General features: G+C 30.0%; 14 protein-coding genes and 1 riboswitch. Of the genes, 1 reads left to right on the top strand and 13 read right to left on the bottom strand.

Going from position 1 to position 12,426, the window contains the following annotated elements; genetic code table 11:
• Nucleotides 1-133 precede the first annotated feature (133 nt).
• Nucleotides 134-219: riboswitch (cyclic di-GMP riboswitch) on the bottom strand.
• Nucleotides 220-290: 71 nt separating this feature from the next.
• The 3 genes from HPRAE_RS04345 to HPRAE_RS04335 all read right to left on the bottom strand — a co-directional run bounded on the left by HPRAE_RS04345 (nt 291) and on the right by HPRAE_RS04335 (nt 2,529).
• Entirely contained in the window at nt 291-1,202 is a 912-nt protein-coding gene (locus tag HPRAE_RS04345) for a shikimate dehydrogenase (RefSeq protein WP_014553025.1), read from the bottom strand.
• A gap of 127 nt (nt 1,203-1,329) precedes the next feature.
• The gene (locus tag HPRAE_RS04340) at nt 1,330-2,022 is read right to left on the bottom strand and encodes a Crp/Fnr family transcriptional regulator (RefSeq protein ID WP_014553024.1); all 693 of its coding nucleotides are present in this window, start codon (nt 2,020-2,022) and stop codon (nt 1,330-1,332) included.
• 75 nt (nt 2,023-2,097) lie between these two features.
• A complete protein-coding gene (locus HPRAE_RS04335) occupies nt 2,098-2,529 on the bottom strand; it encodes a Fur family transcriptional regulator (protein ID WP_014553023.1) in 432 nt (143 codons plus the stop codon).
• A 201-nt stretch (nt 2,530-2,730) separates the two neighbouring features.
• Between HPRAE_RS04335 and HPRAE_RS04330 the strand changes: the two genes are divergently transcribed.
• The gene (locus HPRAE_RS04330) at nt 2,731-2,985 is read left to right on the top strand and encodes an AbrB/MazE/SpoVT family DNA-binding domain-containing protein (protein ID WP_014553022.1); all 255 of its coding nucleotides are present in this window, start codon (nt 2,731-2,733) and stop codon (nt 2,983-2,985) included.
• Between the two features lie 72 nt (nt 2,986-3,057).
• Here HPRAE_RS04330 and HPRAE_RS04325 read toward each other — a convergent pair whose 3' ends face one another.
• The 10 genes from HPRAE_RS04325 to tyrS all read right to left on the bottom strand — a co-directional run bounded on the left by HPRAE_RS04325 (nt 3,058) and on the right by tyrS (nt 12,277).
• Nucleotides 3,058-3,747: a cell wall hydrolase gene (locus HPRAE_RS04325; RefSeq protein ID WP_014553021.1), complete on the bottom strand. Its 690-nt coding sequence runs from the start codon at nt 3,745-3,747 to the stop codon at nt 3,058-3,060.
• 176 nt (nt 3,748-3,923) lie between these two features.
• The gene (locus tag HPRAE_RS04320) at nt 3,924-4,145 is read right to left on the bottom strand and encodes a DUF4911 domain-containing protein (RefSeq protein ID WP_014553020.1); all 222 of its coding nucleotides are present in this window, start codon (nt 4,143-4,145) and stop codon (nt 3,924-3,926) included.
• 1 nt (nt 4,146) lies between these two features.
• Nucleotides 4,147-5,376, bottom strand: a complete 1,230-nt coding sequence (locus tag HPRAE_RS04315) for a peptidase U32 family protein (protein WP_014553019.1) — start codon at nt 5,374-5,376, stop codon at nt 4,147-4,149.
• Nucleotides 5,369-6,013: an O-methyltransferase gene (locus HPRAE_RS04310; protein ID WP_014553018.1), complete on the bottom strand. Its 645-nt coding sequence runs from the start codon at nt 6,011-6,013 to the stop codon at nt 5,369-5,371. Before HPRAE_RS04310 ends, HPRAE_RS04315 begins: the two co-directional genes overlap by 8 nt.
• Before the next feature lie 13 nt (nt 6,014-6,026).
• Complete coding sequence (mltG, locus tag HPRAE_RS04305; RefSeq protein WP_014553017.1) at nt 6,027-7,046, bottom strand: endolytic transglycosylase MltG; 1,020 nt, start codon at nt 7,044-7,046, stop codon at nt 6,027-6,029.
• 66 nt (nt 7,047-7,112) lie between these two features.
• On the bottom strand, nt 7,113-7,379 hold the full coding sequence (locus tag HPRAE_RS04300) for a hypothetical protein (protein WP_014553016.1): 267 nt from the start codon (nt 7,377-7,379) through the stop codon (nt 7,113-7,115).
• A gap of 63 nt (nt 7,380-7,442) precedes the next feature.
• Nucleotides 7,443-7,850: a Holliday junction resolvase RuvX gene (ruvX, locus tag HPRAE_RS04295; protein WP_014553015.1), complete on the bottom strand. Its 408-nt coding sequence runs from the start codon at nt 7,848-7,850 to the stop codon at nt 7,443-7,445.
• A gap of 152 nt (nt 7,851-8,002) precedes the next feature.
• The gene (locus HPRAE_RS04290) at nt 8,003-8,263 is read right to left on the bottom strand and encodes an IreB family regulatory phosphoprotein (RefSeq protein ID WP_014553014.1); all 261 of its coding nucleotides are present in this window, start codon (nt 8,261-8,263) and stop codon (nt 8,003-8,005) included.
• Between the two features lie 93 nt (nt 8,264-8,356).
• Nucleotides 8,357-10,990 (bottom strand): alanine--tRNA ligase, encoded by a 2,634-nt coding sequence (gene alaS, locus HPRAE_RS04285; RefSeq protein WP_014553013.1) that lies wholly within the window; start codon nt 10,988-10,990, stop codon nt 8,357-8,359.
• A gap of 66 nt (nt 10,991-11,056) precedes the next feature.
• Nucleotides 11,057-12,277, bottom strand: coding sequence for a tyrosine--tRNA ligase (gene tyrS, locus HPRAE_RS04280; RefSeq protein WP_041606919.1), 1,221 nt, complete (start codon nt 12,275-12,277; stop codon nt 11,057-11,059).
• Nucleotides 12,278-12,426 lie beyond the last annotated feature (149 nt).

The raw sequence follows: 12,426 nt of genomic DNA, 5'->3' as shown, positions 1-12,426 counted from the left end.
ATAAAATTTAGTATTTATAGTTCCTAACCATAAAATTCTTGATTTAAATACTAATTCCTGCTTAATTTTATAAAATTAAGCTTAGATAGAAAAAAATTGCCATTGTGCATTAATTTACACTGGCAATTTTACCTGAGGCAGACATAACAGTCATGGCTTAAAAGCTTTAGACCTATGTTTTTGCGTAACAACCTTTAGGTTGTTTTGCTTTTTATTTTATTTTAATCTAATTTTAATCCTATTATAATCTATTATCCGACAAAAGTCTACAAATTTCTTATAAATTTTTATTATTTTTCAATTTCAGCTGCTGCTGCTTTTTCTTTTATTTTTTTAACAGCCTTTTCTGCTATCTGATACCATTTTTTCTTAGGTGGCATTTCTTGTGTCCAAAGTTTAAAAGATGCCTCTGCTTGATAAATTAGAGTTGGTAAACCATTTCCAATCTGAGCACCTCTTTTTTCGGCTTCTGCTAAAATTTTAGTTTTTAAAGGATTATAAACTAAATCAATCACTAATTGATTTTCATTTAAATAATCAGGATTAATAACTAATTCTTTTTCTATTTGGCAATTATACATTCCTACTGGTGTTGTATCAACTACTAAATCAGCTGTTTTTAAATAAGAAGCATATTCATTTTCTTCTAAGCTGCAAAAATCAAAATTTTGTTCTGGATTTTCTTCTCTAAAAAGTCCAGCTAACTTTTCAGCCTGATCAACACTACGATTAATAATCATTATTTCTGCTAATTTTAGCTGAACTAAAGCTGCAATTACTGCCCTTGCTCCTCCACCAGCTCCAATAACAACTGCTTTTTTGTTTTTGACCTTAACACCAGATTCTTCAATTTGACGTTGAAAACCAATTACATCAGTATTATAACCAGTTAAGCGGCCTCTTCTATTTAAAACTGTATTTACTGCTCCAGAAGCTCTAGCTAAAGAGGAAAATCCGTTTAAATAAGGAATAATAGCTTCTTTATAAGGAAGAGTTACATTCCAGCCGGAAAAACCTAGAGTTTTTAAAGAGTCTATATAGTTTGCTAAATCTTTTTCTTTACTTTCTAACATCAAATAAACTGCATTAATATTTAAGTCTCTAAATCCATTATTATGTAAAGATGGAGAAATAGAATGGCTTAAATCTCTGCCTAATAAACCATATAAATTTGTTTCATTATTTGGTATAAAAATACTCATCTTCTACCTCCTAAAATTATAAATAAAATAATCATTTACATTATAAACAAATTAAAACACGCCAGTTGATTAAATACCAGCGTGTATCTATGTATTTTAAAACCAACTGCTCAAAAGATTATTGTACTTATAAAAGCGTTTGTAACCTTTCTCCCAGTGACTCAAAATCCTTAATAATAATTTTTCTCTTTTTAATGATAATCATTCCTTCATCTATAAAACGGTTAATCAATTTTGTCACTGTAACTCTAGAAGAACCAATCAAATTAGCAATCTCCTGGTGAGTTAAAACTAAGTCAATAACTGTTCCCAATTCAATTTCACGGCCAAAATCATCCGCAAGTCGAGAAAGTAAACTAGCTAAACGTCCAGCAGCATCTTGAAAAACTAATTCTCTAACTTGGCTAGTTAAAAGTCTAGTTTTTTTAGAAAGTGCCTCTATAATTTTAATTGCAAGTGAAGGTCTTTCAATAATCATTCGCTCCATCTCATTCCAAGGAATAATTAATAAGCGAGCATCAGACATTACTTCAGCAGTTAAAGGATGAGGATCCTCATCAAAAAGAGATAATTCTCCAAAAATATCTCCTTCTTGTAAAATAGTTAATACTTTTTCTTTACCTGCTGCTGACAGCATAGAAAGCTTAACTTTACCTTTAACTAAAAAATACAATTTTTTAACACTATCATTTTCAAAAAAGATAACTTCATCTTTTTCATATAATTTTGCATAAGAATTTTCACATAACATTTCTAACTCTTCTGGGTCCAGATTCTGAAATACAATTAAGTCTTTTAAACAATTTTTTATTTCTTTCATATCTCAACCTACCTCTCATTCCGTCCTATATATATTATTCTTGATTAATAATAAAAATCCTGTTTAAAATTAATTTCATTTTTTACACTTATCACAATATCCATAAAATCTTAACTTATGTTCAGTAATCTCAAATCCATATTTTTCTTCTAATTCTGACTCAAAATAATTTATATCTTGATCACTAAACTCAATTAACTTCCCACAATTTTTACAAATTAAGTGATGGTGATGTGTTTCCTCTAAATATATCTCATATTTTCTAGAATCATCATTAAAGTCTAACACATGAACAATATTTAGATTCTGCATCAATTCCAAAGTTCGATAAATTGTCGCCATGCCAATATCTTTATCTTTTTCTCGAACAGCAGAAAAAAGTTCTTCTGCCGTAAAATGCCAGTTTTCTTTGGTTAAAATTGTCTCTAAAATCATTTCTCTTTGTTTTGTTAATTTATAATTATTTTCTGCTAATTTTCGCTTAAATTTATCTTTTAATTTTTCCATTTATAACACCTCTTTTAAATTACTAATTTTAGTTTATCATAAATTAGAGTAGATATTAATAATTATTTTTATTTTTTTAAAGTAAATATCCATTTTTTACTTAAAAAAATAAGATTTGGCTATTGACTATCAGTCTAAATAATTATATAATGTAATAAATAAGAATAATTTGTCGAAATTTGTTAAGAAAGGAGAATTAACATGAAATCCACTGGTATCGTTCGCAAAATTGATGATTTGGGTAGAATGGTAATTCCAATTGAACTCAGAAAAACTATGAATATTAACAAAAAGGATCCGATGGAGATTTTTGTCGACGAGGAAAAAATAATTTTGAAAAAATATGAGCCAGCTTGTATCTTTTGTGGTAGTGCAGATGATACTATCGAGTACAAAGGCAGAACAATCTGTGGCGAATGTATGGACAATATGAAAGAACTTGAAAAAGATCAATAAAATTCATCTTAATAACAAAATTTGGATATATCTATTATAAAAAAACAGCACTTTAAAGTGCTGTTTTTTTGTTTATCTTAAAAATACATGGCCACCAATTCTTGTCACAAAGTTCCTTTGAGATATCCAAGCTGTATTTGTCGCTACTTCTGGATTATAAAAGAAAATAGAACCTAAAGTAGGATCAAATCCTAAAAGAGCAGCTCTAGCTGCCTGTAATTCTTCTTCTCCTGGATAATAATTAGCCTGACCATCCATTAAACTACTAAACTGTCCTTTTTGTAAAATAACATCTCTAATTGTATCTGGAAATTTATCACTTTTAATCCTATTTAAAATAACAGAACCTACTGCAACCTTACCTCTAAAGTCTTCTCCCCGAGCTTCACCATGAATAATTCTTGCTAAAAGTATAATATCATCTCTAGAAATATTATAATCTAAATTCACTTCTAAATCAGGTATTATTTTTAAAGCTCTTTGACCAAAAACTCCGTCAACTGGAAGCCCTTTATCAGCTTGAAACTTTTTAACAGCTTCAATTGTTGCTTGACCATAAATTCCATCTACACTACCCACATAATAATTTAATTTTTTTAATCTCTGCTGTAAAACTGCTACATCTATTCCTTCATCTCCACTCTGCATTATTCTACTACCAAATTCAGCTAATTCCAGAGCATCTACTTTTTCTACACTAACAAAAGACACCATTATAAGAAGTAACATAACCGAGACCATAAACTTAGTTTTTCCCAGCATTATAAATTACCTCCTTCTTGTAAACTACTAGTTAAATCTATAATATAAACTTCCTCCCTTTTAAAAACAAAACAGTAATTGCTTATTAAGAATTATAATTAATTGTTAACTTAATCATAAACAATTACTGACTTAATGTCAAATGTTCCTATTTTACAAAGAAAATTTTAACAAATTTAAGGTTCAGAAATTAATTCTACTGTAAATTGTTTGCCTAAATCTTCCATAACTGCTTTTACTTCTTTTTTAGTTCCTCTTGTAACATCAATCCAAATTTCTCCCTTTTTATCATGATCAACATTTACAATTCCTATACCTTCGTAAGCTTTAATTATCATATCTATATAATTGATCTGTTTGGGATCAACTTTATATCTTAATTTTAGAGTATTTTCCATCTTAATTCTCCTTTTGACGTCTCAGCAAGGAACCCACTGGGATTTTCTTTTTAATTGGTATTTTTATTAATTGTTTCGGATGAGGAGCTGCTTCAATTTTTTGATCTTCAGCATTAATTAAATAAGTAGCTGTAATTGTAAAAGTTTTTTGTCCAGGAACAATTAATTCTAATTTATCACCTTTAAAAATTTTATTTCTAACTTCAACAACTGCTTCTTCTTTTTCACTATTATATTCCTTAACAACTCCCATAAAATCGTAAGTTCTTAAATAAGAAGAACTTTCATATCTCTGTCCTTCTGCTCCAGGTTCACCATAATAAAAACCCTTAGTATAATCGCGATGACTGATTTTTCTAAGTTCTGCTAATAATTCTGGATCAGCTTCAAAATTAACTGGATCTTTATAATACTGATCAATTAACTGGCGGTAAGTATTAATAACAGTTGCTGTATAATGAACACTTTTCATCCTACCTTCGATTTTTAAACTGCTTAAACCTAATTCTATTAACTCAGGAATTTCAGCTGCTAAATTCAAATCACGTGAATTCATAATAAAAGTACCTTTTTCATTTTCTTTAATTGGATAATATTCTCCTGGTCTTTTTTCTTCAACTAAATGATACTGCCAACGACATGATTGAGCACAATCACCTTTATTAGCATCTCTTCCGACAAAATAATTACTTAGTAAACAGCGGCCTGAATATGAAATGCACATTGCACCATGTACAAAATATTCTAATTCAACCTTATTTTTAGTTTTTCGAGAAATTTCTTTTAACTCAGCCCGGCTAAGCTCTCTTGCCAAAATAATCCGCTCAGCTCCTTGCTCAGCCCAAAAAAGCGCTGAAGCCCAATTAACATTATTTGCTTGAGTACTAATATGAATTTCCATTTCTGGTATTTCTTTTTTAACAAAAGCAAAAACACCTGGATCAGAGATTATTAAAGCATCTAAATTAAGAACTTTAATTTTTTCTATATATTCTGGAAGTTGAGCCAATTCTTCATTATGTGGAATCATATTTAAAGTCATATAAACTCTCTTATCTCTTTGATGAGCAAATTCAATTCCCTGCTTAAGCTCTTCTACACTAAAATTATCAGCTCCAGCTCTTAAGCCAAAATTTAAACCTCCACAATATACAGCATCTGCTCCAAATAAAATAGCAGTTTTTAATTTCTCTAAATTTCCTGCGGGTGCTAATAGTTCAATTTTATTCATTTATATCTTTCCTCCTGCTAATTGCGACTCCATCCCCAGCTGTTACAATTGTTGAGTCTAACTCAGGATGGTTCATAATTAATTTTAAGTATTTTTTTAAATTAGTAACCATTGTTCTTATTTTATGTCTTGTTTCACCTTCAGCAAGTACTTGCCCTTGATACATCACATTATCAGAAATTAAAATTCCTCCTGGAGCTAATAGCTCCATTAAATATTCAAAAAGATAAAAATACTGCCCTTTGGCAGCATCCAAAAAAATAAAATCATAATTCCCTTTTAAATACATTAAGACATCAAAAGCATCTCCAGCTTTTAAGTTAATTTTTTTTTGATAATTAAATTTCTCAAAATTTTTCTTAGCTTCTCTAAATCTTGCCTGTTTTAATTCAATTCCAGTAATTAAAGTTTCAGCCGAACTATATTTAGCTAATAAAAGAGTTGAGAATCCACAAGCAGTTCCAATTTCTAATATTTTTTTAGGATTTTTAATTTTTAATTGCAATTTTAATAAATCCGCTGCATCTCGATCAATAATTGGAATTCTATTTTTTAAACATTCTTTTTCAAGTTCTTTAAATTCAGCTTCTATATAATTTTGCTTTGAAAATTTATTGTTGATATCAGTAATTTTCATAATCTACTTCCTTTTAATTTCTTTGTCTCTGTTTATTTAAATGCTCTTGATAATTTCTGCTAAAAATATGGCTCCCATCTGCTTGAGCAAAATAAAACAAATAATTTGTAGCAGCTGGATTAATAGCTGCCTTGAGAGCTTTAGCACCTGGACTTGCTATTGGAGTTGGTGGCAGTTCTTTTATTTTATAAGTATTATAAGGTGAATCAACTTCTAAATCAGAATAAAGAACTCTTTTTGTTCTTTCTGCTAAAGCATATTGCACTGTAGCATCTAACTGAAGTGGCATTTTTTTAGCTAAGCGATTATAAATTACAGAAGCAATAATTTCATTTTCAGAATCTATTTTACCTTCTTCTTCAATTAGAGAAGCAATAATTAGCAGTTCATAAGCAGAAAATTTATTGTTCTTTGCTGCTTTTTTTAAAACTGGAACCCTATTTTTAATAAAATATTTGACCAAATAATTTACAATGTCTGCTTCCTGATAACTAAGTGGAAATTTATAAGTTGTAGGAATAATTATTCCTTCAACTGGATAAATTAATTCTGACTTTATAATATTTGCTTTAAAATTTAGCTCTTCTTTTAATTTTGGCAACAGCTGATAAATTTCTTGTTTTAATTTTTGAGATTCATAATTAGGAAAATCAAGTTCTGAAAATCTAGTTATAATTTCATCAAAAGTAAAACCCTCTGGAATAGTAATTTTAAATTCTTCTTCTTTGCCAGTTTGGATTTTAGTTATTATTTCTAAAAGAGTGTTTGAAGTTGAAATTTGATAATAACCTGTACGCAGATTATTTATCTTTTTAAGTCTTAATAAAAAATAGAAGACCTTAGAAGATTTAATAACTCCTTTTTCTTCTAAGCGATCAGCTATTGCTCTGCCACTCATTCCAGCCTCAATTTTAATCCTAACTTGTTTAGGATTAACTTGATCAACTGGCTCTATTAAAGAATCTAACTTTAAAAAAAGACTTAAACTTAAAATAAAAATTAAAAATAAAAAAGCAATTTTTTTCAACTTCAAACTCTTCCTCCCTTAATCAAAAATAAATTTTAGTCATTATTGAATCTAGTTGCTTTAAAGTAATCATTACTCAATGTTTTCTAAATATTGAGCTTTTACTTTTTCGAATTCTTCTTTTTCTTCTACTGGAGCTATAATTTCTTCTTCACCTTCATTTAAAATCTTAACAACTGTTCCATCAGCATTTTCATCAGCTCTAGCATCAACAATAATTAAATATTTTACTCCATCAATTATCATATCTTCTTCAATAATAAATCTGCTTTCACCAGTCTCATCTGATAAAACTAATTCTTTTTTCTTTTCGTCAATCCAAAATTTACCATTACTCATAATAATTCTCCTTTCCTTTTTTATGTTCTATTAATAATTTATTTTTTAGAACAGATTAATAAATTATAAAGAATCTAAATAAGATTGTAAAATTAAAGAGGCAGCTAATTTGTCAATAACCTTTTTTCTTCCCTGACGACTAACATCTGCTTCTAATAATATGTTTTGAGCCTGTTTTGTAGTCAATCTTTCATCTTGAATCTGAATTGGAATCTCAAGCTGGTTATTTAAAAAATTGATAAAAGCCTGAGTTATTTCTGCTCTTTTACCTCTTGAGCCATCAAGATTATAAGGCATACCTACTATAATTTTTTCAACATCATATTTATCTATATATTTTTTTATCTCGACCAATAGTTTTTGATGACCATTCATCTTTAGGGTTACTAATGGTTGAGCTGTCCAACCAAGAGCATCACTAACTGCAATACCCACTCTTTTATTACCATAATCTATACCTAAAATTCTCAAATCTCCTGCCTCCAATTTTCTTTCTTCAATATGGTATTATATAATTATTTGAAGCAATAAGCAAATTAAGTTTAAATAACTAAGCAATTTACTCAATTTTAGCTAAAAAAATTAGCAGCTGAAAAAATCCAGCTGCCTTTAAGCTATTATTCCTACTTATCTAAATAACTGCATAATAACTCTTCTATTATTTCATCTCGATCAATAGTTCTAATCATTGTTCTAGCATCCTTATAGCTGGTTATATAAGCAGGATCTCCTGAAAGTAAATAGCCAACAATTTGGTTAATAGGATTATAACCCTTTTCTTCTAGGGCTTTTGCAACTTTTCCCAGCACAAATGCTGCTTCACTTAATTCTTCTTTATTAATTTTAAATCGCATCGTTTTATCGCTAAAATCTTCTGCTGCCATATATATCACATCCCATATTTAAATTTGCCTTATTTTACTATTTCTTCAGCCAGCTTAAAAATCCTTGTTTTGATTAATAAATCCTATTTAAATTTATTTATTTTCTTTTATAATATTTTTAACCTCTGCTAAGGCAGCACTAGTATTTTCAGGTTTTGAACCGCCAGCTTGAGCCATATCTGGACGTCCACCACCACCACCACCAGCAATTTTAGCAACTTGAGCAATAATATTACCTGCCTTAAATCCTTTAGCAATTAAATCTTCACTAACTGAAGCCACAAAAATAACTTTATTTTCACCTTTACTAGCAAGTACAATTATACCAGAATCAATTTTATCTTTAAGTTGATCAGTTAGATTTCTTAAAGCAGAATTATCTAAATCCTCTAACTCAGCTGTTAATAAATTAATACCAGCAACTTCTTCTAGCTGATCAATTAAATCATCTTTTTTAGAACCAGCTAATTTTTCTTTCATAGTTTCTAATTCTTTCTCTAATTCTTTTTGTTCTTTTTTAACTTGTTTTACTCTCTGTAATAAATTATTAGGATCTGTTTTTAATTCAGCTGCTAATTGGTTTAAGAGCTCCAATTTAGAATTAAAATAATCTAAAGCATATTCTCCTGTTACAGCTTCAATTCTTCTAACTCCAGCTGCAATTCCACTTTCATTTATTATTTTAAAAGCTCCAATATCTCCAGTTGCTCTAACATGAGTTCCTCCACAAAGTTCCAAACTAAAGTCTCCCATTTTAACAACTCTCACTTCTTGACCATATTTTTCTCCAAAAAGAGCTGTAGCTCCCATATCTTTAGCTTCATCAATAGCTTTAATCTCAGTTTCAACTGGATAATTTTCTCTAATTGCTTTATTTACTTTTCTCTCTAGCTCTTCTAATTCTTGAGAACTAAGAGCTGAAAAATGAGTAAAATCAAAGCGTAATCGATCTGGAGCAACCAAAGACCCTGATTGATTAACATGCTCTCCTAATACCTCTTTTAAAGCTTTATGCAATAGGTGAGTAGCTGAGTGATGACGAGCAGTTGCTTCTCGCCTATTATGATAAACAACAGCTGTAACTTCTTCTCCAACTTCTATTTTACCTTTTTTAACTTCTACTTGATGCACAAAAACTTCTGCTTTTTTAACTGTGTCTTTAACTTCAGCTTCAAATTGATCATTTTTAATTACGCCTTTATCTCCTAATTGTCCACCACTTTCAGCATAAAAAGGAGTTTTAGTTAATATGATTTCTGCTTTATCTCCAGCTTTTAAACTCTTTTGTGCTTTCTCAGCTTTGACTAAACCAACAATCTGTGCTTTTGCTTGTAATGAATGATAACCAGTAAAATTCCTTGCTTCAATTTGATCTTGATATTCAGCATATATTTTTTCTATTTCTCCATTATTAAAAGAAGTTTCTGCTCTTGCTTCTCTAGCTCTTTTTCTCTGAGCTTCCATTTCTTTTTCAAAGCCCTTTTGATCCACTTTAATTCCCTCTTCTGCTGCTATATCTTCTGTTAAGTCAAGTGGAAATCCATAAGTATCATAAAGACGGAAAGCATCTTGGCCAGAAATCACTTCTTTATTTTCTGCTTTTAAATTATTTAAAATATCTTCTAAAATATTTAATCCCTGCTCTAAAGTCTGAAGAAAACTTTTTTCTTCAGATTTAATAACATTTTTAACATGAGCTAACTGCTTTTTAAGATCAGGAGCAACTGCTGCTACTATTTCTGCAGTTTTTTCTACTAATTGATATAAAAATGGTTCTTTAAAACCAAGTTTACGTCCGTAACGAGCAGCTCTTCTAATTAAACGACGGATTACATAACCTCGACCTTCATTTGAAGGTAAAGCTCCATCAGAAATAGCTACAGAAGCAGAACGAATATGATCAGCAATTACCCGATAGGAAGTAAGACTCTGCTCATCTTTTTGATAGTCAATACCAGACATCTCTACTACTTGATCAATTAAAGGCTTAATTAAATCAGTTTCAAAATTAGTTTCTGTTGCTTGCAAAATAGATGCAACTCTTTCTAAGCCCATCCCTGTATCTATATTTTTATTTGGTAATTCTTGGTATTCACCAGCTTCTGTATAATTATACTGAGTAAAAACAAGGTTCCAAATTTCTAAATATCTATCACCTTCACCACCTAAAACATCTTCTTCACTTTCTCCAGCTTCAGGTCCCCGATCATAATGAATCTCAGAACAAGGTCCACAAGGGCCAGTTCCAATCTGCCAGAAATTTTCTTTTTTACCCATTCTTACAATTCTTTCTTCATCTAATCCAACTTTATCATGCCAAATAGCAAAGGCTTCTTCATCTTCTTCGTAAATTGTAATCCAAAGTCGATCTTCTTCTAATTCAAGTACCTCTGTCACAAACTCCCAGGCCCAACTAATCGCTTCTTCTTTAAAATAATCACCAAAAGAAAAATTACCTAACATTTCAAAATAGGTGTGGTGGCGAGCTGTTTTACCAACATTTTCTATATCATTTGTTCTAATACATTTTTGACTAGTAGAAATACGTGTTTTAGGGGGCTCTAGACTACCGTTAAAATAGGGCTTAAAGGGAGCCATCCCTGCATTAATCCAGAGCAGGGTTGGATCATCTTTTGGAATCAAAGGTGCACTATCTAAAATCAAATGACCTTTTGATTCAAAAAAATCAAGATAAGCCTGCCTTATTTCATCTCCACTTTTAATCATTTAAAACTTCCTTTCCTTAGATAAAGTTTATACTACTTTCAAAAATCAATTTATTTAAATTAAAACTTAAACTAATTTAATTTTAGCAAAACGACGCTTCCCAATTTGAATAATCATTCCATCTTTAACTTCAAGATCTATATTTATTTTCTCATATTTTTGGTCATCTATACTAACAGCACCTTGTTTAATCATTCTTCGAGCCTGGCTATTAGAGTCAACTAAACCAGTTGCAGCTACTAATTTAACAATCCACAGCTCTCCTGCATCTAAATCAGCTTCTGCAATTTCAATTATCGGAATATCCTCAGGTAAATTACCCTTAGAAAATACACTTTCAAATTCTCGGCGTGCTTCAACTGCAGCTTCTTGATCATGATATTCTGTTACTATCTCAGCTGCTAATTGTTTTTTAAGCTCCATTGGATTAAAATCATCACGCTCCAACTTTGCCTTCATTTCGTTAAGCTTAGCAATTGAAATATCAGTTAAAAGTTCAAAATAACGGATAATCATAGCATCTGGAATTGACATTACTTTCCCAAACATATCAGCTGGCTGATCATAAACACCAATATAATTATCTAAACTTTTGCTCATTTTATTAACACCATCTAAACCTTCAAGTAATGGCATCATTAAAACAACCTGGGCTTTTTGACCATATTCTTGCTGTAACTTTCTCCCTACTAAAAGATTAAAACGCTGATCAGTACCACCTAATTCTACATCAGCTTTAATTGCTACTGAATCATAGCCCTGCATTAAAGGATAGAAAAATTCGTGAATCCCAATTGGTTTACCAGCATTATATCTTTTAGAAAAATCATCTCTTTCTAAAATTCTGGCAACTGTATAATGAGCTGAAAGTTCTAAAACATCAGCAAAATCCATTTCTTTTAGCCAATCTCCATTAAAAACAACTTTTGTTTTTTCTGGATCTAAAACTTTAGAAAATTGTTCTTGATAAGTTTTGGCATTTTCCAAAACTTCTTCTTTAGTTAATTGATTTCTAGTTTCTGACTTCCCAGTTGGGTCTCCAATCATGCCTGTAAAATCTCCAATAATTAAATAAACTTGATGTCCCAAATCTTGAAACTGCTTTAATTTACGCAGTACAACCGTATGTCCTAAATGAATATCTGGAGCAGATGGATCTAAACCTAATTTAACTCTTAAAGGTCTATTTTCTTTTTGAGCCTCAATTAATTTTTGCTTAAGATCTTCTTCAGAGATAAGGTCACTTACCCCTCTTTTTAATATTTTTAACTGTTCATTAATTTCCATAAAAAATACCTGTTCCTCATTTTTAGCAACAGGTAGTTCACCTCCTGTATCCTTTGTCATTTAATTATAACAGATAGATTAATTACTAACAAGGGGTACCATAAACAGTTGTTTTATGTTATAATATTTTATTGATAGGAGGTTTGTTA

The sequence above is a fragment of the Halanaerobium praevalens DSM 2228 genome (genome assembly GCF_000165465.1).
Classification (GTDB): domain Bacteria; phylum Bacillota; class Halanaerobiia; order Halanaerobiales; family Halanaerobiaceae; genus Halanaerobium; species Halanaerobium praevalens.
Note: the sequence above shows the minus strand (reverse complement) of the source record. Positions and strands in the feature narration are given on the sequence as shown.

What these genes read in the sequence shown, in the direction of transcription:
- HPRAE_RS04345 (WP_014553025.1), bottom strand. Translation starts at nt 1,202, where the DNA reads ATGAGTATTTTTATACCAAATAATGAAACAAATTTATATGGTTTATTA.
- HPRAE_RS04340 (WP_014553024.1), bottom strand. Translation starts at nt 2,022, where the DNA reads ATGAAAGAAATAAAAAATTGTTTAAAAGACTTAATTGTATTTCAGAAT.
- HPRAE_RS04335 (WP_014553023.1), bottom strand. Translation starts at nt 2,529, where the DNA reads ATGGAAAAATTAAAAGATAAATTTAAGCGAAAATTAGCAGAAAATAAT.
- HPRAE_RS04330 (WP_014553022.1), top strand. Translation starts at nt 2,731, where the DNA reads ATGAAATCCACTGGTATCGTTCGCAAAATTGATGATTTGGGTAGAATG.
- HPRAE_RS04325 (WP_014553021.1), bottom strand. Translation starts at nt 3,747, where the DNA reads ATGCTGGGAAAAACTAAGTTTATGGTCTCGGTTATGTTACTTCTTATA.
- HPRAE_RS04320 (WP_014553020.1), bottom strand. Translation starts at nt 4,145, where the DNA reads ATGGAAAATACTCTAAAATTAAGATATAAAGTTGATCCCAAACAGATC.
- HPRAE_RS04315 (WP_014553019.1), bottom strand. Translation starts at nt 5,376, where the DNA reads ATGAATAAAATTGAACTATTAGCACCCGCAGGAAATTTAGAGAAATTA.
- HPRAE_RS04310 (WP_014553018.1), bottom strand. Translation starts at nt 6,013, where the DNA reads ATGAAAATTACTGATATCAACAATAAATTTTCAAAGCAAAATTATATA.
- HPRAE_RS04300 (WP_014553016.1), bottom strand. Translation starts at nt 7,379, where the DNA reads ATGAGTAATGGTAAATTTTGGATTGACGAAAAGAAAAAAGAATTAGTT.
- HPRAE_RS04290 (WP_014553014.1), bottom strand. Translation starts at nt 8,263, where the DNA reads ATGGCAGCAGAAGATTTTAGCGATAAAACGATGCGATTTAAAATTAAT.
- alaS (WP_014553013.1), bottom strand. Translation starts at nt 10,990, where the DNA reads ATGATTAAAAGTGGAGATGAAATAAGGCAGGCTTATCTTGATTTTTTT.
- tyrS (WP_041606919.1), bottom strand. Translation starts at nt 12,277, where the DNA reads ATGGAAATTAATGAACAGTTAAAAATATTAAAAAGAGGGGTAAGTGAC.